This is a genomic window from Massilia sp. P1_C10, assembly GCF_056406475.1.
Window position 1 is genome coordinate 38,417 of sequence record NZ_JBFUAC010000015.1, and the last position, 24,118, is coordinate 62,534.

A 24,118-nucleotide genomic window follows, 5' to 3' on the forward strand; every position below is an offset into this window, starting at 1 on the left:
GACCTGTAATTGTTTTTGCAAGGCAGGGGTCTACCCCGCGGGGTCAGACCCGTTTTTTCTTCGGCGCCGCGCAAATCGTCCGAATAACAACCGGGTCTGACCCCGATTGTTTTTAAGGGTCAGATCCCACGCGCCCGTTTCGGATTGAACTTCAAACGGAAGGCATGACACGCGGGGTCAGACCCGTTTTGTCTTTGGCGCCGCGCCAATCGTCCGAATAATAAGCGGGTCTGACCCCGGTGGGTTCCGATGGTCTTTGCGGGTCAGATCCCGCGCGCCCGGTCCGCATTGAACTTCAGGCGGAACGCATGGAAGCCGTCCGCGTCGATCGCATCGCGCATCTCCTGCATCAGCTTGAGGTAGTAGTGCAGATTGTGGATGGTGTTCAGGCGCGCGCCCAGGATCTCCTGCGAACGGTGCAGGTGGTGCAAATACGCGCGCGAGAAGTTCTTGCAGCAGTAGCAGTCGCAGCTCTCGTCGAGCGGCGCCGTGTCTTCCTTGTAGCGCGCGTTCTTGATCTTGACGTCGCCGAAGCGCGTGAACAGCCAGCCGTTGCGCGCATTCCGGGTCGGCATGACGCAGTCGAACATGTCGACGCCGTTCGCCACGCCCGCCACCAGGTCTTCCGGCGTGCCCACGCCCATCAGATAGTGCGGCTTGTTGGCCGGCAGTTTCGGGCCGACGTGCGCCAGCATGCGCATCATGTCTTCCTTCGGCTCGCCCACCGACAGGCCGCCGATCGCGATGCCCGGAAAGTTGATGTCTTCGAGTCCCGCCAGCGACTCGTCGCGCAGGTGCTCGTACATGCCGCCCTGGACGATGCCGAACAGCGCGTTCGGGTTTTCGCCCTCCTTGAATTCGTTCATCGAGCGCTGGGCCCAGCGCAGCGACATGCGCATCGACTTGGCCGCTTCTTCGGTGGTGGCGGGACGGCCGTCGATTTCGTACGGCGTGCACTCGTCGAACTGCATCACGATGTCCGAATTCAGCGCGCGCTGGATCTGCATCGAGATCTCGGGCGACAGGAACAGTTTGCTGCCGTCGATCGGCGAGGCGAATTTGACGCCCTCCTCCGTGATCTTGCGCATCGCGCCGAGCGAGAACACCTGGAAGCCGCCCGAGTCGGTCAGGATCGGGCCGTCCCAGCCCATGAAGCCGTGCAGGCCGCCGAACTTGTTGAGCACTTCGGTGCCCGGGCGCAGCCACAGGTGGAAGGTGTTCCCCAGGATGATCTGCGAGCCGACCGCCTTCAGTTCGTCCGGATCCATCGCCTTGACCGAGCCGTAGGTCCCGACCGGCATGAAGATCGGCGTCTCGATGGTGCCGTGATTGAGTTTCAGGCGGCCGCGCCGCGCGTGCGACAGGCCGCTGGTGTCGGTCTTCAGAAGAGTAAATTCGAGCATGGGAGTCTTAGCGTGATTGGGTCGTGAGCAGCATGGCGTCGCCATAGCTGAAGAAGCGGTATTCGTTGGCGATCGCGTGCGCGTAGGCCTTGCGGATCGGCTCGTAGCCGGCGAAGGCGGACACCAGCATCAGGAGGGTCGACTTCGGCAGGTGGAAGTTGGTGATCAGGCGCGTCACTGTCTTGAAGGCGTAGCCCGGCGTGATGAACAGCGCGGTGTCGGCGCTGCCGGCCACCAGTTCGCCCGACTGCGACGCCGATTCGAGCGCGCGCAGGCTGGTGGTGCCGACCGCGACGACGGCCTTGCCGGCAGCCTTGGCGGCCTTCACCGCATCGACAGTCTCCTGCGGCACGGTGTACCACTCGGTGTGCATGTTGTGCTTGGTGAGGTCTTCGACCCGCACCGGCTGGAAGGTGCCGGCGCCCACGTGCAGCGTGACATAGGCGAAGTTGACGCCCTTCGCGGCCAGCTTGGCCAGCAGCGCGTCGTCGAAGTGCAGGCCGGCGGTCGGCGCGGCGACAGCGCCCGGCTCCTTCGAGTACACCGTCTGGTAACGCTGCTCGTCGAATTCGTCGGCGGCGTGGTCGATGTACGGCGGCAGCGGCAGGCGCCCGTGCGCTTCGATCAGCTCGAACACGTCGCCTTCGAACGTCAGGGTGAAGAACTCGCCCGCGCGCTCGCCGGCGACGACGTCGAACGCGTCGGCGAGGCGGATGCGGTTGCCCGGCTTGGGCGACTTCGACGCGCGCACTTGCGCAAGCACGGTGCGGTTGTCGAGCACGCGCTCGACCAGCACTTCGACCTGGCCGCCGGACTCCTTGACGCCGAAGAAGCGCGCTTTGAGCACGCGCGTGTTGTTCATGACCAGCAGGTCGCCCGCCTCCAGCAAGTCGACGATGTCTGAAAAGTGGCGGTCGACGATGGTGTCGCCGTCGAGCTGCAGCAGGCGCGAGGCGCTGCGGTCGGGCAGCGGGGTCTGCGCGATGCGCTCGGGCGGCAGGTCGAAATCGAAATCGGAAAGCGAGTACATTCTGCTAATTCTGGAAAAATGGGGTTCAGGGGCCTTACAATAGGGCTTACAAGCGCAAGGCAACCCTCTATTTTACGCCACTTGCCCCGCAAAATCGCCACAATGCCCGCATCCAAACCGAAACCTGCGCCAAAAACCAACGAAAGCAAGCTCGCCAAGCTGGGACTGCGCACCGACATGGACCTGGTGCTGCACCTGCCGATGCGCTACGAGGACGAGACCCAGGTGGTGTCGATCCGCGAAGCCTGCCTGCGCGGCGGCCACGTGTCGCAGGTCGAAGGCGTCGTCACCAGGAACGAGATCAGCTTCCGGCCGCGCCGCCAGCTGCTGGTGACGATCGCCGACGAAACCGGCGACCTGCTGCTGCGCTTCATGAACTTCTACGGCAGCCAGGTCAAGCAGCTGGCCGAAGGCACCCGGGTGCGCGCCCGCGCGGAGCTCAAGCACGGCTTCTTCGGCGCCGAGATGGTCCACCCCGCCTACAAGGTCATCAACGAGGGCGCGCCGCTGCCCACCGTGCTCACGCCAGTCTACCCCTCCGGCGAAGGCTTGTCGCAGGCGATCCTGCGACGCGCGATCTCCGATGCGATGAAGCGCGTGAACTGGCAGGACACGTTGCCGCCCAAGCTGCTGGCGTCGATGAATCTGTCGAACTTCGAGCCCTCGGTGCGCCTGCTGCACACGCCGCCGCAGGAGATCGACGAGAACGCGCTGATGGACCGCTCGCACCCGGCCTGGGTGCGCATGAAGTTCGACGAGCTGCTGGCCCAGCAGCTGTCGCTCAAGCGCGCGCAGCGGGCCCGCCGCGCCAAGGGAGCGCCGGTGATCAAGACCGTCGGCACGCTGAGCGAGGCGTTCACCGCCATCCTTCCGTTCACACTGACCGGCGCCCAGGCCCGCGTGCTGAAAGAGATTCGCGCCGACCTGCGCCATCCGTATCCGATGCAGCGCCTGCTGCAGGGCGACGTCGGCAGCGGCAAGACCGTGGTCGCCGCGCTGGCGGCCGCGCAGGCGATCGACAGCGGCTACCAGGCCGCGCTGATGGCGCCCACCGAGATCCTGGCCGACCAGCACTTCCGCAAGATCGCGGCGTGGATGGAGCCGCTCGGCGTGAAGGTCGCGTGGCTGACCGGCAGCCTGAAAAAGAAGGACAAGCTGGCCGCGACCGCGCTGGTCGAATCGGGCGAGGCACAGCTGGTGATCGGCACCCATGCGCTGATCCAGGACACGGTCAGCTTCGCGAAGCTGGGACTGGTGATCGTCGACGAGCAGCATCGCTTCGGCGTCGGCCAGCGCCTCACCTTGCGCAACAAAGGCAGCAACGGCAAGACGCCGCACCAGCTGATGATGTCGGCCACGCCGATCCCGCGCACCCTGGCGATGACGTATTACGCCGACCTCGAAGTCTCGATCATCGACGAGCTGCCGCCCGGCCGCAGTCCGATCGTCACGCGCGCGATCGACCAGAACCGGCGCGACGAAGTGATCGAGCGCGTGCACGCGGCGGCGCTCGAAGGCCGCCAGGTGTACTGGGTTTGCCCGCTGATCGAGGAATCCGAAGCGCTGCAGCTGCAGACCGCGACCGACACCCACGCGATGCTGGCCGAGGCGCTGCCCGACCTGCAGGTGGGCCTGGTGCACGGGCGCCTCAAGCCGGCCGAGAAGCAGGAAGTGATGGACGCGTTCACCGCCAACGAGGTTCAGGTGCTGGTGGCGACCACGGTGATCGAGGTCGGTGTCGACGTGCCGAATGCGTCGCTGATGGTGATCGAGCACGCCGAGCGCTTCGGCCTGTCGCAGCTGCACCAGCTGCGCGGGCGCGTCGGTCGCGGCTCGGCGGCCAGCGTCTGCCTGCTGCTGTATCAAAGTCCGTTGGGCGGCGTGGCCAAGCAGCGCCTGATGACCATGCGCGAAACCACCGACGGCTTCGAGATCGCGCGGCGCGACCTAGAGATCCGCGGCCCCGGCGAATTCCTCGGCGCGCGCCAGTCGGGCCAGGCCATGCTGCGCTTCGCCGACCTTGAAACCGACCAGTGGCTGGTCGAGCAGGCGCGCGACGTCGCCCACAACCTGCTGCACGAATCGGACCACGACGTGGTCGAAGCCCACCTGGCCCGCTGGCTCGGCGGCAAAGAGGAATTCCTGAAGGTCTGACTAGCCGTTGTCGCAGCTGCCCGCGCAGGCAGGATGAATCAGGTGTAAACACTTCTGCGCCTCGTGTCTTGTCACAGAAATAACTACAACGGGCATTCCGCACAGTGTGAATATTCAATAGTTTTCAACTAAAAATAACGGGTATGCTTGTCGGCAATTTAAGTGTCGTCATTACAACAGGTAATCGCATGCCCATTTTCGGAATTGGACTTCACCTTATCGTCGCCCTGTTTTTCGCGATCCATGCCGTGCGCTCGGGCCGCGAGCTCTATTGGCTGGTTATCCTGTTCATGTTTCCTCTGTTGGGCAGCATCGTCTATTTCGCGGTGGTGTTCCTGCCGCATTCGCGCCTTGAGCGCGGCGCGCGCCAGGCCGGCGCGGCGATCCAGAAAGGCCTGAACCCCGGCCGCGACCTGCGCGAGGCCCAGCAGGCTTTCGACCTGACGCCGACGGCGCACAACCAGATGCGCCTGGCGCAGGCGCTGCTCGCCGCCGGCAAGACGGAACAGGCGGTCGAGCAGTACGACGCCTGCCTGCACGGCCCGTTTGCCAGCGATCCCGAGATCAACCTGGGCGCGGCGCGCGCCAAGCTGGCCAACAATCAGCCGCGGCCTGCGATCGGCCTGCTGGTGTCGCTGCGCGCGGCGCAGCCCAACTTCCGTCCCGAAGAAATCGGCCTGCTGCTGGCCCGCGCATATGACGCCGCCGGCCGCAAGGAAGAAGCCGGCGGCGAGTACCAGATGCTGGTGCAGCGCTTCGCCAGCATCGAGGCGCGCTCCGGCCTGGCGCTGTGGGCGATCGAACATGGCGAGCGGCAGATGGCCGAGCGCGAGCTGAAGGAACTCGATCACGCGCGCAAGCACATGACCCGCCACGCCCGCGGCCAGCACCAGGACCTGTTCCGGCGCCTGGATGCGGCGCGCGCTAACTTCGGCTAGGCGTTCAATCGGCGCTGCGGCCACGCGGCGCCTTGATGACGACAACCGCCATGCTGGTCGGCGTGGCGATGCTGCGTTCGACGACCAGCGGCTTGTTGGTCACCGCCTGCGCGGCCGGCAGGCTGTCCAGCAGCCAGCTTCCCAGGCTCACGGCAGCCAGCGCGGTCACGAAAATCACTTCCATGTTTTTGTGGACGTTCACGATAATTCCTTTCGGGTCGGGTTTCGGAGGCGCGGGCTTCGATGCCCACATCTGCGATACAGCAGGACCCGTGCCAGCGCGACGGAATCTCCCTAAGTATTTGAATTAACGTGATTTTTTCGCACGCGCCCAGTTGCGCGAAGCAGGGTGTCCGCCGGGCGCCAACAGGTTTGCAGGCGCCTGTTCGACGCCGTGCAACAGGTTCGTATCAGCTGCGGTCCGCTGGGTAGCGCAGGCCGATTTGCGCCCGGATCTCGTCCATCACACCCATCAGCGCCAGCGTTTCGCCGTGCGTCATGCCGGGACTTTCGATCAGGCCGGCCCGGAAGCAGCGTTGCGCTTCGATCGCTTCATGCGCGTAGCCGTTGCCGATGAACGGCGTGTCCACCGTGCGCACAGTGCCGTCGGCCGGCGCCACCGTAATGGTTTTCGCGCGGTGGAACATGGTGTTCATCCGCACATGGCCCAGCTCCCCGGACACCGTCAGCTCGCCCGGCGTGCGCGCGCGCAGCGAACAGCTGCAGGCCGACAGCGCGCCGCCTTCGTGACGCAGCGTGAAGGCGGTCTGGATGTCGACACCGGTCGGGCCCATTTCCGACACGGCGCGCACCGACTCGACGGGGCCCAGCAATGCCGCCGCGATCGACAGCGGGTAGATGCCCAGGTCGAGCAGCGCGCCGCCGCCCAGCGCCGGATTGAAGATGCGGTGCTCCGGCCCTTGCGTCGCCAGGAAGCCGAAATCGGCGGTCACCTGGTGCACGCGGCCGATCTCGCCGGACGCGATGATGCGGCGCACTTCGGCCAGCGCAGGCATGAAGCGCGTCCACATCGCCTCCATCAGGAACAGCTTCTTCGCGCGCGCCAGCGCCACCACTTCCTCGGCCTCGCGCCGGTTCATCGTGAACGCTTTTTCGCACAGCACGCCCTTGCCCGCGCGGAGCGCCATCAGCGCGTTCTCGGCGTGCATCGGGTGCGGCGTGCCGATGTAGACGATGTCGACATCGTTCGCGTCGGCCAGCGCCTGGTAGGAACCGTAGCCGGCCGCGGCGCCGAATTCGCGCGCGAACGACTGCGCGCCGTCGATGCCGCGCGACGCCACGGCGGCCAGCAAGGCGCCAGGCGTATCCTTCAGCGCCTCGGCGAACTGGCGCGAAATCTTGCCGGTGCCGAGAATCCCCCAGCGCACTTCATCCATCGTTTGACTCCTCGTTCAGGCAGCTCGCTTCGGTCGGAACACGCTGGTGTCGGCATAAAAATCTTCGTCCTGCTGCGGCCACCAGCCGGGCACGCCCAGGACCTGCAGCGGCGTGAAGCCGGCGGTGGTGAGCGCTTCGCCAGCCAGCGCCAGCGCTTCGTGCCGGTCGATCCATTCGCGCTGCGCTTCGGGCGCCAGCGCGAAATAGTCGTCGCCGGCATGGATCACGCGGGTGTGCGCGGTGATCGCCTTGCGCGGGACGACCAGCTTTTCCATCAGCGCGTGGCCGAACAGCCAGACCTGCGCGTCGGCGCCGAACTGGGCGCGCCGCTGGCAGAAAGCTTCCTGCCAGCGATGGCCGCGCAAGGCGTCGACCAGCGCGCGGCCTTCGTCGCCATCGCGCACCACCAGCAGCGCCGAATTCTCGTCGTAGATGGTGGCGGCGTCGCGCGCCGGCCCGCGCGATTTGCCGACCCCGGCCAGCGCGATCTGCGCCGACTGCAAGGCGTTGAGCTGGCGTTTGATGCGCGGGAACGTCAGCCACACCAGCGCGTTGAAGAAATCGTGGAGGTTCTCGCGCGTCGGCACGCAGCCGGTGGCGCCGATGAATTCTTCGTAGGCGCGCCCTTCCGGCAGCGCGGACTGGGGCACGAAACGCAGCGGCTGGCCGGCGGCGTTGGTCAGGCCTGCCGCGCCGGCATTGAAGGCGGCGATCAGGTCGCCGTCCGCCAAGTCCAGCCGCTCGAAAGCCGGCCGCACCGTGTCGTACCACGGGCGGCTCCAGTCGATCTCGGGCAGCATCGGCGTTACAGCATCTTCCAGTTAATCTGCTCGCCGCCGTTGAGCGGCACCAGCGCGGCTTCGCCCAGCGCCACCGTGGCCGGCAGGGTCCACGATTCGCGCGTCAGTGTGACCGTGCCTTCGTTGCGCGGCAGGTCGTAGAAGTCCGGGCCATAGAAGCTGGCGAAGGCTTCGAGCTTGTCGAGCGCGCCGGCGCGGTCGAAGGCTTCGGCGTACATCTCCATCGCGTGCAGCGCGGTATAGCAGCCGGCGCAGCCGCAGGAGGTTTCCTTGGCGCCGATCGCGTGCGGCGCCGAATCGGTGCCGAGGAAGAAGCGCTCGTCGCCGCTGGTGGCGGCCGTCATCAGCGCCAGGCGATGCTCTTCGCGCTTCAGCACCGGCAGGCAGTAGTAGTGCGGTCGGATTCCGCCCTTGAAGATCTCGTTGCGGTTGTACAGCAGGTGGTGCGCGGTGATGGTGGCGGCGATCGGGCCTTCGGCTTCGGCCACGTATTGCGCGGCGTCCTTGGTGGTGATGTGCTCGAACACGATCTTCAGCTCGGGCATGTCGCGGCGCAGCGGGCGCATCACGCGTTCGATGAACACGGCCTCGCGGTCGAACAGGTCGATGTCCTGGTCGGTCACTTCGCCGTGCACCAGGAATGGCATGCCGATTTCCTGCATCGCTTCGAGCGTCTTGTAGCACTTGGCCAGGTCGGTGACGCCGGCGTCGGAGTTGGTGGTGGCGCCGGCCGGGTACAGCTTGACGGCGTGGATGAAGCCCGTGTCCATCGCGCGGCGGATCTCGTCCGGCTCGGTGTTGTCGGTCAGGTACAGCGTCATCAGCGGCTCGAAGCGGTTCGCCGCACCGTGCATGCCGGCCGGGAGCGCCGCCAGAATGCGGTCGCGGTAGGCGCTGGCCATCGCGGTGGTGGTCACAGGCGGCTTCAGGTTCGGCATCACGATCGCGCGGGCGAACTGGCGCGCGCTGTGCGGCAGCACGCTGGCCATCGCCGCGCCGTCGCGCAGGTGCAGGTGCCAGTCGTCGGGGCGGGTGATGGTCAGGGTCTGGGGGGATTCGATGATGGACATGGAGGCTTTCAAGGAGCAAGTGGCGTTATTTTACCCGTTGCAGGCGCTGCACGATTCTTGCGCCAGCCGTTTGACATCACGTACGTGAAAGCGTACGTTATGAGCTCGAAATGCGGAGGCGTGAATGAAAACGATATCGGCAACCCAGGCTCGCGACGAGCTCTACCATTTGATCGATGAGACCGCCGAAACGAGCACGCCGATAACTATTACGGGCCGGCGGCACGACGCGGTGCTTGTCTCAGCAGCAGATTGGGACGCTATACAGGAAACCGTGTATTTGCTGTCTATCCCGGGCATGGCTGAGTCGCTTAAGGAGGGGCACGACACGCCGCTGGAGGAGTGCGATACGGAACTTCCCTGGTGAGCTGGCATCTGGTGTTCAGCAAGCAGGCGAAAAAAGACTCCCTGAATCTCGCCAGCGCCGGATTGAAAGCGAAAGCCCAGGTTCTTCTCGACCTCCTGAGGCAAGACCCTTTCCGCTCTCCCCCGCCTTATGAGAAGCTCATTGGCGGTCTCGCGGGTTACTATTCTCGGCGGATCAATATTCAGCACAGACTCGTATACGAGGTCGAGGTCGAGCGGCAAACGGTTAAAGTCTTGTGCATGTGGGGCCATTACGGCCGCATCTAGGCGTCACGCAATGGCCACGCGACGTTGCAGGCGTCGCACCATGCGCGACAGCGCGAAGCACATCACAAAATAGACCAGCGCCACGAACGAATACATCTCGACCAGCCGGCCGTCGCGCTGGGCGACCTTGCTGGCGGCGCCGACGAAGTCCGGAATTGACAGCACGTACACCAGCGACACGTCCTGGAACAGCACGATGGTCTGCGTCAGCAGCACCGGGATCATGTTGCGAAACGCCTGCGGCAGCACCACCAGCCGCATGGCCTCCCAATATCCCATGCCCAGCGCCTGCGCCGCGGCGGCCTGTCCGCGCGGGACCGACAGGATCCCGCCGCGGATGATCTCGCAGTAGTACGCCGCTTCGAACAGCATGAAGGTGATCAGCGCCGACCAGAAGGGCCCGACCTCGACCGGCTCGGGCGCGCCGATCGCCCACGCGGCCAGGTAGGGCACCAGGAAGTAGAACCAGAAGATCACCAGCACCAGCGGCACCGAGCGCACCAGGTTGACGTAGGCGCCGGCGATCGGCGCGACGATCTTCAGGTCGGACTGGCGCATCAGCGCCAGCAGCGTGCCGAGCACGATGCCGCCGGCCATCGCAAACACCGTCAGCTGCAGCGTGAACACCATCCCGACGCGGAACAGGTAGCCCCACGAGCGCTCGATGACGTCGAAGTCGAAGGCGCCGAGCATCGCTCATGCTCCGCCCACCAGCGCCGTGCGGCGCTCGATCGCGCGCATCAGCGAGACCGTCGCCAGGTTCACCAGCAGGTAGATCACGGTGGCGGCGGTGAAGGCCTCGAATACCTGGAACGAGAACTCCTGCACCGCGCGCGCGCTGGCGGTCAGCTCCATCACGCCGATGGTCAGCGCGACCGAACTGTTCTTGATGATGTTGAGGAATTCGCTGGTCAGCGGCGGCACAACGATGCGCAGTCCCAGCGGCAGCAGCACGAAACGATAGACCTGCGACAGGCGCATGCCCAGCGCGCGCGCGGCCAGCCTCTGGCCCGCCGCCACCGAATCGATTCCCGCGGCCACTTGCACCGCCACCCGCGCCGACGTGAAGAAGCCGAGGCAGATGGTCGCGGTGAGGAAGGAAGAGTTCGGCAGCGCCTTGAGCGCATCGCCCGCTGCGAGCGGCAGCAGCTCGGGCAGCACGAAAAACCACAGGAACATCTGGACCAGCAAGGGGATGTTGCGAAACAGCTCGATGTAGCCGGAGGCCAGCAGCCGCGGCCCGGCGCCGGGCAGGCTGCGTGCGGTGCCGACGGCCATGCCCAGCACCAGCGCCATCAGCCAGGCCGACAGCGCGGTCGCCAGCGTCCATCCCAGTCCCGCCAGCAGCGTGTCGAGGTAGGTGTGGGCGCCATCGGGCGAGAGCTGGAAGAATATCCCCCAGTTCCAGTGGTAGTTCACGCTATTTCGTGATGCGGTAAGCGGCCGGGTCGCCCGAGTCGGTCGGATTGGCGATCACGGCCCTCAGACCGGCCGGCATCGGGAAGCGCAGGTTGATGCCGCGCGGCGGAATCGGCTGCATGAACCACTTGGCGTAGATCCTTTCGAATTCTTCCGTCTTGTAGACCTGCTTGAGCGCAGTGTCGACCGCCTTCTTGAAGGCCGGGTCGCCGCGCCGCATCATGATGCCGTAGGGTTCGACCGACAGCGCTTCCGGCGATGTCTGGTAGTCGGCGGGATTCTTCGCGCTGGCGACCTGCGCGGCCAGCAGGATGTCGTCGTTCGCTTCGGCCGCCGCACGCCCGGTATCCATCATCAGGAACGATTCCGGATGGTCCTTGGCGACGACGATGTTCATGCCCAGTCCGCGCTCCTGGTTAAGCGAGGTCATTTGCTTGAGCGTGGTCGTGCCGGCAGTGACGACCAGCGTCTTGCCCTTCATGTCGGCCAACGAGACGATGCCGGACGACTTCTTCGACAGCAGCCGGGCCGATATGATGAACATGGTCGGCGCGAAGGCCACCTGCTGCTGGCGTTCGAGGTTGTTGGTGGTGGAGCCGCATTCGAGGTCGATGGTGCCGTTGGCCATCAGCGGGATGCGGTTGGCCGACGTGACCGGGTTCATCGTCACCTTCAAGGTCGGCAACGCCAGCTGCTTTTTCAGCGCATCGACCACCCGCATGCACAGGTCGACCGAATAGCCGATGTAGCGCTGCTTGTCGTCGAGATAGGAAAACGGCACCGAGCCGTCGCGTACGCCGAGGGTGATGGCGTTGGTGCGCTTGATCTTGGCCAGCGTGCCCGTCAACTCCTGGGCGCTGGCCGGGAAGGCAAGGCCGGCGTATGCGGCGCACGCAAATATTACTGTTAACCGAGCAGTCTTCATGATGACCTCCGTTGCCATCATTCTGCGCTCAGTAGGCGTTCACTGCAAATCGCTGGCGGGCAACAGAGTTGCAGACTTGATTGCAGGCTCGAGCGCCACTCCGGAGCCTGCGTGGTCCAGGCCGGACGGCCCCGACCCGGCTTTTGCTAGTGGATGATTCGCGCCAGGAAATCGCGCGCCCGCTCGGCGCGCGGCGCGGCGAAGAATTCTTCCTTCGGGCTGTCTTCAACGATCTTGCCGTGGTCCATGAAGACAATGCGGTCGGCCACCTTGCGCGCAAATCCCATCTCGTGGGTCACCACCATCATCGTCATGCCGTCCTGCGCCAGCCCGACCATCACGTCGAGCACCTCGTTGATCATCTCTGGATCGAGCGCCGACGTCGGCTCGTCGAACAGCATCGCAATCGGATCCATCGCCAGCGCGCGCGCGATCGCCACCCGCTGCTGCTGACCGCCCGACAGCTGGCTCGGGAACTTGTCCTGCTGCGCCAGCAGGCCCACGCGATCGAGATACTTCAGTCCGCGCGCCGTCGCTTCGTCGTCGCTGCGCTTGAGGACCTTGACCTGGCCGAGCGTGAGGTTCTGGCGCACGGTCAGGTGCGGGAACAGTTCGAAATTCTGGAACACCATGCCGATCCGCGCGCGCAGCGCCGACAGGTTGGTCTTCGGGTCGCCCACCGACACGCCGTCTACCACGATCTGCCCCTGCTGGAACGGTTCGAGCCCGTTGACGGTCTTGATCAGGGTCGATTTGCCCGAGCCGGACGGGCCGCAAATGACCACCACGTCGCCCTTGTCGACGCGGGTGCTGCACCCATCGAGCACCTGGAAGGCGCCGTACCACTTGCTGACGTTATTCAGTTCGATCATGTTGTCCGTTGTTCGTAGGGGCAGGCGAGCTTGACAGCACCGGGAATGCTTAGGATACTGCGGAACTTGCAATTCTCATCAGTAACTGTCCTGGCGCGCCCACAAAATAGCGTGTGTGGCCTGAGAACGCAAGGCTACAGTATTTAATCACGAGTCCATCGGCACACGGATCGCCACTCTCACAGGAAGCGCCCTTTATGAATAATCGCAACCGCCTGACTACCTATATCCTGATCGGCCTCGTGCTCGGGATCGTGGCCGGCTACTTCGCCAACACCAACCTGGCCAATCCGGGCGGTTTCGCCGACATCATGTCGCTGGTGACCACGCTGTTCCTGCGCCTGATCAAGATGATCATCGCGCCGCTGGTGTTCTCGACCCTGGTGGTCGGCATCGCGCGCATGGGCGACACCAAGGAAGTGGGCCGCATCGGCATCAAGGCGCTGGGCTGGTTCGTCATCGCATCGGTAATCTCGCTGTCGCTCGGCCTGATCCTGGTGAACCTGTTCCGTCCGGGCGACGCGATCCACGCCGCCAACCTGATGCCGGCGGCCGGCACCGCTTCGGGCATCGCCACCAGCAGCCTGACGCTGAAGGAATTCATCACCCACCTGGTGCCGTCGTCGATCATCGACGGCATGGCCAAGAACGAGATCCTGCAGATCGTGATCTTCTCGATCTTTTTCGGCACCGCGGCCGCCGCGGTCGGCGAGCGCAGCAAGCCGCTGATCGACGCCATCGACGGCGTCGCCCACATCATGCTCAAGGTGACGGGCTACGTGATGAACTTCGCGCCGTACGCGGTGTTCGCGGCCGTCTCCGGCATCGTCGCCAAGAGCGGCCTGGCCGTGCTCAAGACCTACGGCGTATTCATGGGCGAGTTCTACCTCGGGATCATCCTGCTGTGGATCGTCCTCACTATCCTGGGCTTCATGTTCCTCGGTCCGCGCGTGATCAAGCTGCTGGCCGAACTGCGCGAGCCGACCCTGCTGGCCTTCTCGACCGCGTCGTCCGAAGCCGCCTTCCCGAAAACCCTGGAAGGCCTCGAGCGCTTCGGCGTGCGCAACCGCATCGCCGCATTCGTGCTGCCGATCGGTTACTCGTTCAACCTCGACGGCTCGATGATGTACTGCACCTTCGCCACCGTCTTCATCGCCCAGGCCTACGGCATCGAGATGTCGCTCTCCGCGCAGATCACCATGATGCTGGTGCTGATGCTGACGTCGAAGGGCATGGCCGGCGTGCCGCGCGCCTCGCTGGTGGTGATCGCCGCCACGCTCACGCAATTCAACATCCCCGAGGCGGGCCTGCTGCTCCTGCTCGGCATCGACCACTTCCTCGACATGGCGCGTTCGGCCACCAACGTCATCGGCAACGGCATCGCCACCGCGGTCGTGGCCAAATGGGAGAACGAACTGGCCGTCCCGGTCAAGCAGGACTGGGCCGCAGCCGAACTGCCATAAGGCGCCGGCGCTCGATCACGAAGGGCTTTCCAGCGATGGAAGGCCCTTTTTTGTAAGCACTCTTCAGGAGCACGCAATGCAAAAATTCACACTGGCGGGATTGATCATGATGGCCGGCGCCGCCCAGGCCGCGCCGCAGGTTGTCGATTGCGGCCGCCTGTTGGACGTCAAGGCCGGCAGCTGGCGCGAACGCGTCAGCATCACCGTCGACAACGGCGTCGTCACGGCGATCGGGCCGATGGCGCCGGCGCCCGGCCACATCGACCTGTCGGCCTATTCCTGCCTGCCCGGCCTGATCGACATGCACGTGCACCTGACTGGCGAAACCCAGCCGCAGGTGGCTTCGCTGCGCGAGGCATTAAGCTCGAATCCCGCCGACGCCGCCTACGCGTCGGTGCCGTACGCCGAGCGCACCCTCAAGGCCGGCTTCACCACCGTGCGCGACCTGGGCGCGGGCGAAAATCTGAACATCGCGCTGAAACGGGCGATCGACAGAGGCTCGGTGGTCGGCCCGCGCATGTTCACCGCGGGTTCGATCATCTCGACCACCGGCGGCCATGGCGACCCGACCAACAACCTGTCGGAACAGTTCGGCCATGCGGTCCACGCCTCCTCGGTCGTCAACAGCCCCGAACAGGGCCGCCAGGCCGTGCGCGCCCACTACAAGGACGGCGCGGACCTGATCAAGGTGACGGCGACCGGCGGCGTATTGAGCCAGGCGCGCAGCGGCCAGAACGCCCAGTTCACCGAGGACGAGCTGCGCGCGATCGTCGCCACCGCCAAGGACTACGGATTCCGGGTCGCGGCGCACGCCCACGGCGCCGAGGGGATGAAACGCGCGCTGCGCGCCGGCGTCGACTCGATCGAGCACGGCACCCTGATGGATGACGATACGATCGCGCTGTTCAAGAAACACGGCGCCTGGTATGTGCCGACCATTTCGGCCGGCCGCTACGTGGCCGACAAGGCCAAGATCGACGGCTACTATTCGGCGCTGGTGCAGCCCAAGGCCGCCGCGATCGGCCCGCAGATCCAGGCCACCTTCGGCCGCGCCTACCGCGCCGGCGTGAAGATCGCCTTCGGCACCGACGCCGCCGTCTACCCGCATGGCGACAACGCGAAGGAGTTCGCTTACATGGTGGAAGCCGGCATGCCGCCGCTCGCGGCGATCCGTTCTGCCACCCTCGGCGCCGCCACCCTGCTCGACCAGTCCGACAAGCTCGGATCGGTCGAACCGGGCTACGCCGCCGACATCGTCGCGGTCAGCGGCGATCCGCTGCGCGACATCGCCACGCTGCAGCAGATGAAGTTCGTCATGAAGGCCGGCACGGTCTATAAACAGCCTTAATTCTTAACCTGGAGGTCCCATGCTGCACCAAGCAAAACGCCGTTCGATGATGGCGCTGTTCGTTTCCCTGTTCCTCGTCTCGGGCGTCCACGCCGAGGCGCCGGCGCCACGCCTGGCCAATGTCGTCATCCTGGCGACCGGCGGCACCATCGCCGGCACCGGCGCGACCAGCACCACCACGGTCGGCTACACCGCCGCTACCGTCGGCGTGCAAAGCCTGATCAAGGCGGTGCCTGAACTGGCGAAGGTCGCCAACGTCAGCGGCGAGCAGGTGTTCCAGATCGCCAGCGAGAACATGAGCAACGAGCACTGGCTGACCCTGGCCAGGCGCGTCAACGCGCTGCTGGCGCAGCCGAACGTCGACGGCATCGTCATCACGCACGGCACCGACACGCTGGAGGAGACCGCGTACTTCCTGGACCTGGTGGTCAAGAGCCGCAAGCCGGTGGTGCTGGTGGGCGCGATGCGGCCATCGACCGCGCTGTCGGCCGACGGCCCGATCAACCTGTATAACTCGGTGCTGCTGGCCGCGAGCCCGGAGGCGGTCGGCAAGGGCGTGCTGGTGGCGATGAACGACCAGATCCAGGCCGCGCGCGACATCACCAAGGTCAACACCTCGACGCTCGATTCGTTCCGCACGCCGGAGCTGGGCATGCTGGGCTACATCCAGGGCAGCAAGCCCTTCTTCTATCGCGCCTCGACCCGCAAGCACACCGTGGACACGGAGTTCGACGTGAGCGCGCTGAATGCGCTGCCGGCGGTGGAAATCGTGTACGGCCACGCCAACGTCGGTCCGGTGGCGGTCGACGCGTTCGTCGCGGCCGGCGCCAAGGGCGTCATCCACGCGGGCGTGGGCGATGGCAGCCTTGCGGCCAAGGTGGTGCCGGCACTGAAATCGGCGCGCCAGAAGGGTGTGATTATTGTGCGTGCCAGCCGCGTCGGCCAGGGCATCCTGGCGCGCAACGGCGAGGCGAATGACGATGAACTGGACTTCGTGGTGGCCGATACGCTGAACCCGCAGAAGGCGCGCATCCTGCTGATGCTGGCGCTGACGAAGACCACCAGCACCAAAGAGATCCAGCGGATGTTCTACACCTACTAAGTCAGAGGGAAATTCAACCCGCGGCGCCAGGCCCGGGGTCAGGTCCGGCGGACCTGACCCCATGTTTTGACGCCGGCGCTCGAAGCATCAGTCCTGCTCCAGCTCCACAGGCGGCGAGGCCAGCGATTCATCCTGCCTCGCCTGCTGCCTTTCCCACATCTGCGCGTAAAGCCCTTTGGCGGCCAGCAGCGCGTAATGCGTCCCCCGTTCGACAATGCGGCCGTGATCCAGCACCAGGATCTGCTGCGCGTCCGCCACCGTCGACAGCCGGTGCGCAATCACTAGCGTGGTGCGGTTCTTCGCAATCTCCTTCAGCTGCGCCTGGATCGCCTGCTCGGCCTTCGAGTCGAGCGCCGAAGTGGCCTCGTCGAAGATCAGGATCGTCGGATCCTTGAGCAGCGTGCGCGCAATCGCCACGCGCTGCTTCTCGCCGCCCGACAGCTTCAGCCCGCGCTCGCCGACCATCGTGCCGTAGCCGTCCGGCAGGCTTTCGATGAAGTCGTGGATCGAGGCCGCGCGCGCAGCGGCCACGATGTCGGCTTTATCGGCGCCCGGCTTGCCGTAGGCGATGTTGTACTCGATGGTGTCGTTGAACAGCACCGTATCCTGCGGCACGATGCCGATCGCGGCGCGCAGCGATTCCTGCGTCACGTCGCGCACGTCCTGGCCGTCGATCGTAATGGCCCCGCCGTTGACGTCGTAAAAGCGAAACAGCAGGCGCGACATGGTCGACTTTCCCGAGCCGCTGTGGCCGACCACCGCGGTGGTCGTGCCGGCCGGGATGGTGAAATCGACGTCGAACAGGATCTGCCGCTTGGACTCGTAGCTGAATTCGACGTGGCGGAACGCGACCTTCGCGCCTTGCGTGACGAGCGGCTTCGCGTCGGTGCTGTCGGCCACTTCGCGGTTCTGGTCCAGCAGCGCGAACAGGCGCTCCATGTCGGCCAGGCTTTGCTTGATCTCGCGGTAGATCACGCCGAGGAAGTTGAGCGGGATGTACAGCTGGATCATGAAGGAGTTGACCAGCACCAGGTCGCCCAGGCTCATGCTGCCGTCGATGACGCCGACCGTCGCGCGCCACAGGATCAGCGTGACCGCCGTGGCGATGATCAGCGACTGCCCGGTGTTCAGCACCGACAGCGAAGTCTGCGACTTCACCGCGGCGTTCTCGAAGTGCTGCAGGCCTTCGTCGTAGCGCGCCGCCTCGTACTTCTCGTTGCCGAAGTATTTCACCGTCTCGTAGTTGATCAGCGAGTCGATGGCCTTGGTGTTGGCCTTCGAATCGAGGTCGTTCATGGTGCGCCGGAAGTGGGTGCGCCAGTTGGTCACCATGACCGTGAAGGTGATGTAGGTGACCAGCGCGACCGCCGTGATCACGCTGAACCACTTGTCGTACTTCGTAATCAGGTAGCCCAGCACCAGCGTGATCTCGACCAGCGTCGGCAGGATATTAAACAGGGTGTAGGAGATCAGCGAGCTGACGCCGCGCGTGCCGCGCTCGATATCGCGCGTCATGCCGCCGGTCTGGCGGTTCAGGTGGAAGCGCAGCGACAGCGCGTGCAAATGGCGGAACACCTGCAGCGCGATGGTGCGCACCGCGCGCTGCGTGACGCGCGCAAACAGGAATTCGCGCAGCTCGGTGAAGACGGTGGTCGACAGGCGCAGCGCGCCGTACGCGATCAGGGCGCCGATCGGCAGCACCACCAGCGCCTGCGGGCTCGATGGGCTGATGGTGAGCGCGTCGATCAGGTGCTTCATCACCACCGGGATGCCGACGTTGGCGACCTTGGCGCCGATCAGGCAGCACAGCGCGGCCAGCACGCGCCACTTGTAGACCCACAGATAAGGCAGCAGCGTGCCGATCGTGGACCAGTCGCTGCGGGTCGGCTTCTGGTCGGGCGGGGGCGGGTTGGGACTGGCGGAATGACGGCGCATGGCAGAGCTCTGGGATTTATGGTTCAATTTGGGACGATTGTAGCCTTTCACGAGAAATCACGATGACCACGCCAGAAAACCCAGTCAATACGCCGAACGCCGGCCTCCCCGTCGGGAAAATGCCGCAGCTGCGCGTAATGCCCGCGCCGTCCGACGCCAATGTGTATGGCGACGTCTTCGGCGGCTGGATCATGGCGCAGGTCGACGTCGCCGGCTCGCTGCCGGCCACGCGCCGCGCCAACGGCCGCGTCGCGACCATCGCGGTCAACTCCTTCCTGTTCAAGCATCCGGTATTCGTCGGCGACCTGCTGTCGTTTTACGCCGACATCGTCAAGGTCGGCAATACCTCGATCACCGTGTACGTCGAGGTGTACGCGGAGCGCAACCGCCTGCAGGCCGACACCGTCAAGGTCACCGAGGCGACGCTCACCTATGTCGCCACCGGCGACGACCGCAAGCCGCGCCAGCTGCCGCCGCTCGAATCGCTGATTTCGAATCCCGACGCCTGATGGATCGCCAGCGCCGCATTTTCCTGCTCAATGCGGCGCAGCTGGCCGCCTTTGCGGCTGTCGGCGGCGTCGCGTGCGCGCGCGCCGGGACGACCGCGTATCCGTTCAGCCTCGGCGTCGCTTCGGGTTCGCCGCTGCCCGACTCGGTGATCCTGTGGACGCGCATCCTGGCCGATCCGCTCGACGCCGCATCGACCGCGCCGGTGGCGCTTTCCGTGCGCTGGGAAGTGGCCGAGGACGAGGGCTTCCGGCGCATCGCCGCGAAAGGCGTCGCGTCCGCCGTGCCGGCGCTGGCGCACAGCGTGCACGTCGACGTGACCGGCCTGGCGCCGGCGCGCTGGTACTGGTATCGCTTCATGCTGGGCGACGCGGTCAGCCCGGTCGGGCGCACCCGCACCGCGCCGGCGCCCGATGCGATGCCGGCCCTGCTCAAGCTGGCGGTGGCGTCGTGCCAGCACTGGGAGTTCGGCAGCTACGGCGCGCATCGGCAGATTGCCGCGGCCGCGCCCGACCTGGTGGCCTTCCTCGGCGATTACATCTACGAGTGGGGCCCGTACCAGCTCAAGCATCCGGAAAAGTCGAAGCGCAGCAACGAGTCGTTCACGCTGGCCGACTACCGCGCGCGTTATGCCCAGTACAAGAGCGATCCGGACCTGCAGTCCGCGCACCACGTGGCGCCGTGGATCGTCACCTGGGACGACCACGAGGTCGAGAACGACTACGCCAACGACCGCGACCTGCACCTGTCGGCCAATTTCATGGCGCGCCGCGCGGCCGCCTACCAGGCGTTTTACGAGCACATGCCGATCCGCCTGGCGTCGCCGGGGCAGACGGATTATGCAAGATTTCGCATATTTCAGCGCTTCGACTGGGGCCGGCTGGCGCGCTTTCACGTGCTCGACGACCGCCAGTATCGCGCCTACCACGCCTGCAAGGACGAACCCGCCGGCAAGTCAGGATCCGTCAGGCGGCGCGATTGCGCGGCGCTGCGCGACCCTAATCGCTCGATGCTCGGCGGCGAACAGGAAGCGTGGCTGGCGGCTGGCCTTGACTCGTCGCCGGCGCGCTGGAACATCATCGCGCAGCAGACGCTGATGGCGCAGTCGACGCAGACCAAAATCGTCACGCCGGACGACGGCCGCTTCTGGACCGATGGCTGGGATGGTTATCCGATGGCGCGCGAGCGGCTGTTCGGCGCGCTGGCCAAAAGCGGCGCGGCAAATCCGCTGGTGCTGTCGGGCGACGTCCACACCTTTTATGCGACGGAACTGCGCAGCGATTTCTACAAGCCGGTGTCGAACGCGAATCCGGTGCTGGCGACAGAGTTTTGCGGCACGTCGGTGACGTCAGGCGGACGGCCGCAGCAGCGCACGCTGGAGTATGTCGACATGAACCCGCACATCAAGTATGGGCGCAGCGACAAGCGCGGGTTCATGCTGATGGAGGTGGCGCCGGAGAGGACTACCACGCACTTCGTCGGCCTCGACGATGTGCGCGATGCTGCGACGAAGACGCAGACGCTGGCGAGCTTTGTCGTGCAGGCCGGGCTCGCGGGACTGACCCGGACTTAACTGCGCGGTCAGGTCCGGCGGACCTGACCCCAGGCCCGTTATGCAGGCACTGGGTCGCGCAGTTCGCGGCGCAGGATCTTGCCGACGTTGGTCTTCGGCAGGTCATCGCGGAACTCGACGTACTTCGGCTTCTTGTAGGCAGTCAGCTGTTCCTTGCAGTACTCGAGCACCTGCTCCTTGGTCAGCGCCGGATCGCCGCGGACGATGAACAGCTTGACCGCCTCGCCGGTCGCCGCATCCGGCACGCCGATGCACGCGCATTCGCGCACACCGGGGATGCCGGACACCACGGCCTCGACTTCGTTCGGATAGACGTTGAAGCCCGATACGATGATCATGTCCTTCTTGCGGTCGACGATGCGGGTCGCGCCCGTCGCGTCCATCACGCCGATGTCGCCGGTCTTGAAAAAGCCGTCCGAGGTCATCGCCTTCGCCGTTTCGTCCGGGCGGTTCCAGTAGCCCGCCATCACCTGCGGGCCGCGGATCGCGACTTCGCCGCGCTCGCCGAGCGGCACCGGCTGGCCGTCGTCGTCGAGAATCTGGATTTCCGTCGATGGATACGGCAGGCCGATGGTGCCGGAGAACTCCTTGATGTCGCAGCGGTTGGCCGAAACCACCGGCGAGGTCTCCGACAAGCCATAGCCTTCGACGATCGCGGTGCCGGTCAATTTCAGCCACTTGTCGGCCACCGCCTTCTGTACCGCCATGCCGCCGCCATTGCAGACGCGGTAGCTGGAAAAATCGAGCTTGGCGAAGTCCGGGTTGTTGAGCAGACCGTTGTACAGCGTGTTCACCGCCGGGAAGATGTTGATGCGGTACTTGGCCAGCTCCTTGACGAAGCCGGCCATGTCGCGCGGATTCGGAATCAGCAGGTTCATGCCGCCGAGGTGGCTGCCCATCAGCGCGCACATGGTCAGCGCGTAAATATGGTACAGCGGCAGCGCGCAGACGAACTGCAGCTGCTCGTCCTTCGGCAGCGTTTCGATGGTCGGCTGCAGCCACGCTTCGTTCTGCATCACGTTGGCGATCACGTTCCGGTGCAGCAGCACTGCGCCCTTCGACACGCCGGTGGTGCCGCCGGTGTACTGCAGGAAGGCGATGTCTTCCCGGCCAATCGTGACCGGCGCGAACGTCATGCGCGCGCCCTCCGACATCATGCGGTTGAATTTGATCGCGCCCGGCAGCGAATACGCCGGCACCAGCTTCTTCACCTTGCGCACCACCAGGTTGACGATCGTGCCTTTCAGCGCGCCCAGCATGTCGCCCATAGCCGCGACGATCACGTGCTTGACCTGCGTTTTGGCGACGACCTGTTCCACCGTGGTCGCGAAATTCTCCAGCACGATAATCGCTTCCGCGCCGGAATCGATCAGTTGATGCTCCAGCTCGCGCGGCGTGTACAGCGGGTTGACGTTGACGATCACGTAGCCGGCGCGCAGCGCAGCGGCCATCGCCACCGGGTACTGAAGCACGTTCGGCAGCATGATGGCTACGCGCGCGCCCTGCTTCAGGCCCTTCGACTGCAGCCAGGCCGCCATCTGCAGCGACATGCGGTCAAGTTCGGCGTAGGTGATCGCCTTGTCCATGCAGACGAAGGCCTTGCGGTCCGCGAACTTGCGAAATGCGCCCTCGAGCATGTGCGTCAGCGATTGATACTTCGTCCAGTCAATCTCCGCCGGCACGCCGGGCTGATACGACTTGAGCCAAAACTTGTCCATCCATTACCCCATCTTCGATAAAAAAACGCCCGGCGAGGCGGGCGTGTTTGCTGTCCGCCTTGCCGCTACGCGGTTTCCGCCTGCTTCTCGTCGCGCAGCATGCGCCGCAGGATCTTGCCGACGTTCGTCTTCGGCAGCTCGGTGCGGAACTCGATGTATTTCGGCTTCTTGTAGCCGGTCAGTTCCTTCTTGCAGTACTCCATCAGCTGGTCCGCCGTCAGGCTCGGATCCTTGCGCACCACGAACACCTTGACCGCTTCGCCCGACGCCTCGTCCGGCACGCCGATCACAGCGCATTCGAGCACGCCCGGATGCGCCGCGATCACGCCTTCGAGTTCGTTCGGGTAGACGTTGAAGCCCGATACCAGGATCATGTCCTTCTTGCGGTCGACGATTTTCACGTAGCCGTTTTCGTCCATCACGCCGACGTCGCCCGATTTGAAGAAGCCGTCGGGCGTCATCACCTTGGCCGTTTCGGCCGGATGATTCCAGTAGCCGGCCATCACCTGCGGGCCGCGGATCGCGATCTCGCCGCGCTCGCCCAGCCGCACCGGCTGGCCATCGTCGTCGAGGATGGCGATGTCGGTCGACGGCACCGGCAGGCCGATGGTGCCGGTGAAGCCTTCGTTGTCGGCGCGGTTGCAGGTCGCCACCGGCGAGGTCTCGGACAGGCCGTAGCCTTCGATGATGCTGACGCCGGTGATCGCGCGCCACTTGTCGTTGACGGCCTGCTGCACCGCCATGCCGCCGCCGTTGCAGATCTTCAGCGCGGAGAAATCGACCGCGCCGAAATCGGGATGGTTGACCAGCGCGTTGTACAGCGTGTTCACGGCCGGCAGCATGTTGACCTGGTACTTGCGCAGCTCCTTGATGAAGCCGCCGATGTCGCGCGGATTCGGGATCAGCAGGTTCATCGCGCCGACCCGCATGCCCCACATCGCGCACGCCGTCAGCGCGAAGATGTGATACAGCGGCAGCGCGCAGACGATGGTGATCTGCTCGACCACCGGCGCCTTGTTCAGCGCGGGCATCGACCAGGCCTCGGACTGCAGCACGTTGGCGATCACGTTGCGATGGGTGAGCGTGGCGCCTTTCGACAGGCCGGTCGTGCCGCCCGTGTACTGCAGGAAGGCGACGTCCTGCGGCGTGGTCTCGACCGGCGTGAACGTCATGCGCCCGCCCTGCGACAGCACGTCCTTGAAGGTCACCGCGTTCGGCAACGAGAACTCGGGCACCAGCTTCTTCACGTGGCGCACGACGAAGTTGACCACCGCGCCCTTGGCCCCGCCCAGCATCTCGCCCATGCTGGCGACGACGATGTGCTTGACCTGGGTGCGCGGCAGCACCTGCTGCAGCGTGGTGGCGAAGTTCTCGAGCACGATGATCGCCTCGCTGCCGGAGTCGGTCAGCTGGTGCTCCAGTTCGCGCGGCGTGTACAGCGGATTGACGTTGACCACCGTGTAGCCGGCGCGCAGGATCGCGGCGATCGCAACCGGATACTGCAGCACGTTCGGCATCATGATGGCGACGCGCGCGCCCTTTTTCATGCCGCGGCTTTGCAGCCAGGCGGCGGCGCGGCGCGAATAGGCGTCGAGCTCTTTGTAAGTCAGGAACTTGTCCATGCAGGCATAGGCGTTGCGGTCCGCGAACTTCGTGAACGACTCCTCCAGCAGCTGGACCAGCGAGCGGTATTGGTCGGGATCGATCTCCGCCGGAACGCCTTCCGGGTACGACTTCAGCCAAAATTTATCCATCTCAGATCCCTCGTCTCTCTAATTATCGTGATGGACGCCGATCGAGCGGCGCCTCGGGGTACTCGATTTAGATGCT

Annotated in this window: 22 protein-coding genes; 9 read left to right on the forward strand and 13 right to left on the reverse strand. The window is 65.2% G+C overall.

Going from position 1 to position 24,118, the window contains the following annotated elements:
* Positions 1–263 precede the first annotated feature (263 nt).
* Together tgt and queA are read right to left on the reverse strand one after the other, a co-directional pair.
* Positions 264–1,403 (reverse strand): tRNA guanosine(34) transglycosylase Tgt, encoded by a 1,140-nt coding sequence (tgt, locus tag AC1D02_RS21880; protein WP_477320574.1) that lies wholly within the window; start codon positions 1,401–1,403, stop codon positions 264–266.
* Between the two features lie 7 nt (positions 1,404–1,410).
* Positions 1,411–2,433, reverse strand: coding sequence for a tRNA preQ1(34) S-adenosylmethionine ribosyltransferase-isomerase QueA (queA, locus tag AC1D02_RS21885; protein ID WP_477320575.1), 1,023 nt, complete (start codon positions 2,431–2,433; stop codon positions 1,411–1,413).
* A gap of 102 nt (positions 2,434–2,535) precedes the next feature.
* Between queA and recG the strand changes: the two genes are divergently transcribed.
* Entirely contained in the window at positions 2,536–4,587 is a 2,052-nt protein-coding gene (recG, locus tag AC1D02_RS21890; protein ID WP_477320576.1) for an ATP-dependent DNA helicase RecG, read from the forward strand.
* Between the two features lie 290 nt (positions 4,588–4,877).
* Positions 4,878–5,525 (forward strand): hypothetical protein, encoded by a 648-nt coding sequence (locus AC1D02_RS21895; RefSeq protein ID WP_477320577.1) that lies wholly within the window; start codon positions 4,878–4,880, stop codon positions 5,523–5,525.
* 4 nt (positions 5,526–5,529) lie between these two features.
* Here AC1D02_RS21895 and AC1D02_RS21900 read toward each other — a convergent pair whose 3' ends face one another.
* From AC1D02_RS21900 to pyrC, 4 genes are all read right to left on the reverse strand, one after another.
* Positions 5,530–5,727: a hypothetical protein gene (locus AC1D02_RS21900; protein ID WP_477320578.1), complete on the reverse strand. Its 198-nt coding sequence runs from the start codon at positions 5,725–5,727 to the stop codon at positions 5,530–5,532.
* A gap of 208 nt (positions 5,728–5,935) precedes the next feature.
* On the reverse strand, positions 5,936–6,922 hold the full coding sequence (locus AC1D02_RS21905) for a Gfo/Idh/MocA family protein (protein ID WP_477320579.1): 987 nt from the start codon (positions 6,920–6,922) through the stop codon (positions 5,936–5,938).
* Between the two features lie 15 nt (positions 6,923–6,937).
* Positions 6,938–7,723, reverse strand: a complete 786-nt coding sequence (locus AC1D02_RS21910; RefSeq protein ID WP_477320580.1) for a DUF3025 domain-containing protein — start codon at positions 7,721–7,723, stop codon at positions 6,938–6,940.
* Between the two features lie 5 nt (positions 7,724–7,728).
* Positions 7,729–8,793, reverse strand: a complete 1,065-nt coding sequence (pyrC, locus tag AC1D02_RS21915; protein ID WP_477320581.1) for a dihydroorotase — start codon at positions 8,791–8,793, stop codon at positions 7,729–7,731.
* A gap of 124 nt (positions 8,794–8,917) precedes the next feature.
* Between pyrC and AC1D02_RS21920 the strand changes: the two genes are divergently transcribed.
* A complete protein-coding gene (locus AC1D02_RS21920; protein ID WP_477320582.1) occupies positions 8,918–9,160 on the forward strand; it encodes a type II toxin-antitoxin system Phd/YefM family antitoxin in 243 nt (80 codons plus the stop codon).
* Complete coding sequence (locus tag AC1D02_RS21925; RefSeq protein WP_477320583.1) at positions 9,157–9,426, forward strand: Txe/YoeB family addiction module toxin; 270 nt, start codon at positions 9,157–9,159, stop codon at positions 9,424–9,426. The genes AC1D02_RS21920 and AC1D02_RS21925 overlap by 4 nt, the downstream gene beginning before the upstream one ends.
* Before the next feature lie 3 nt (positions 9,427–9,429).
* Here the strand turns inward: AC1D02_RS21925 and AC1D02_RS21930 are convergent, their stop codons facing one another.
* From AC1D02_RS21930 to AC1D02_RS21945, 4 genes are all read right to left on the reverse strand, one after another.
* A complete protein-coding gene (locus AC1D02_RS21930; protein ID WP_477320584.1) occupies positions 9,430–10,119 on the reverse strand; it encodes an amino acid ABC transporter permease in 690 nt (229 codons plus the stop codon).
* Between the two features lie 3 nt (positions 10,120–10,122).
* A complete protein-coding gene (locus tag AC1D02_RS21935; protein WP_477320585.1) occupies positions 10,123–10,845 on the reverse strand; it encodes an amino acid ABC transporter permease in 723 nt (240 codons plus the stop codon).
* Between the two features lies 1 nt (position 10,846).
* Positions 10,847–11,770, reverse strand: coding sequence for an amino acid ABC transporter substrate-binding protein (locus AC1D02_RS21940; protein ID WP_477320586.1), 924 nt, complete (start codon positions 11,768–11,770; stop codon positions 10,847–10,849).
* 146 nt (positions 11,771–11,916) lie between these two features.
* Positions 11,917–12,642, reverse strand: coding sequence for an amino acid ABC transporter ATP-binding protein (locus tag AC1D02_RS21945; RefSeq protein ID WP_477320587.1), 726 nt, complete (start codon positions 12,640–12,642; stop codon positions 11,917–11,919).
* A 197-nt stretch (positions 12,643–12,839) separates the two neighbouring features.
* Here AC1D02_RS21945 and AC1D02_RS21950 point away from each other — a divergent pair, with 197 nt between their 5' ends.
* The 3 genes from AC1D02_RS21950 (at position 12,840) to AC1D02_RS21960 (ending at position 16,555) form a co-directional block, all read left to right on the forward strand.
* Complete coding sequence (locus tag AC1D02_RS21950) at positions 12,840–14,105, forward strand: dicarboxylate/amino acid:cation symporter (protein WP_477320588.1); 1,266 nt, start codon at positions 12,840–12,842, stop codon at positions 14,103–14,105.
* Positions 14,106–14,181: 76 nt separating this feature from the next.
* Positions 14,182–15,453 carry a metal-dependent hydrolase family protein gene (locus AC1D02_RS21955; protein ID WP_477320589.1) on the forward strand — a complete coding sequence of 424 codons (1,272 nt, stop codon included), beginning with the start codon at positions 14,182–14,184 and terminating at the stop codon, positions 15,451–15,453.
* A 19-nt stretch (positions 15,454–15,472) separates the two neighbouring features.
* Positions 15,473–16,555 (forward strand): type II asparaginase, encoded by a 1,083-nt coding sequence (locus tag AC1D02_RS21960; protein WP_477320590.1) that lies wholly within the window; start codon positions 15,473–15,475, stop codon positions 16,553–16,555.
* Positions 16,556–16,642: 87 nt separating this feature from the next.
* Here AC1D02_RS21960 and AC1D02_RS21965 read toward each other — a convergent pair whose 3' ends face one another.
* The gene (locus AC1D02_RS21965; protein ID WP_477320591.1) at positions 16,643–18,490 is read right to left on the reverse strand and encodes an ABCB family ABC transporter ATP-binding protein/permease; all 1,848 of its coding nucleotides are present in this window, start codon (positions 18,488–18,490) and stop codon (positions 16,643–16,645) included.
* A 62-nt stretch (positions 18,491–18,552) separates the two neighbouring features.
* Between AC1D02_RS21965 and AC1D02_RS21970 the strand changes: the two genes are divergently transcribed.
* Together AC1D02_RS21970 and AC1D02_RS21975 are read left to right on the forward strand one after the other, a co-directional pair.
* A complete protein-coding gene (locus AC1D02_RS21970; RefSeq protein ID WP_477320592.1) occupies positions 18,553–18,999 on the forward strand; it encodes an acyl-CoA thioesterase in 447 nt (148 codons plus the stop codon).
* On the forward strand, positions 18,999–20,570 hold the full coding sequence (locus AC1D02_RS21975; protein WP_477320593.1) for an alkaline phosphatase D family protein: 1,572 nt from the start codon (positions 18,999–19,001) through the stop codon (positions 20,568–20,570). Before AC1D02_RS21970 ends, AC1D02_RS21975 begins: the two co-directional genes overlap by 1 nt.
* A gap of 38 nt (positions 20,571–20,608) precedes the next feature.
* Here AC1D02_RS21975 and AC1D02_RS21980 read toward each other — a convergent pair whose 3' ends face one another.
* A complete protein-coding gene (locus AC1D02_RS21980) occupies positions 20,609–22,288 on the reverse strand; it encodes a long-chain-fatty-acid--CoA ligase (protein WP_477320594.1) in 1,680 nt (559 codons plus the stop codon).
* Between the two features lie 65 nt (positions 22,289–22,353).
* Positions 22,354–24,042, reverse strand: a complete 1,689-nt coding sequence (locus AC1D02_RS21985) for a long-chain-fatty-acid--CoA ligase (RefSeq protein ID WP_477320595.1) — start codon at positions 24,040–24,042, stop codon at positions 22,354–22,356.
* Positions 24,043–24,118 lie beyond the last annotated feature (76 nt).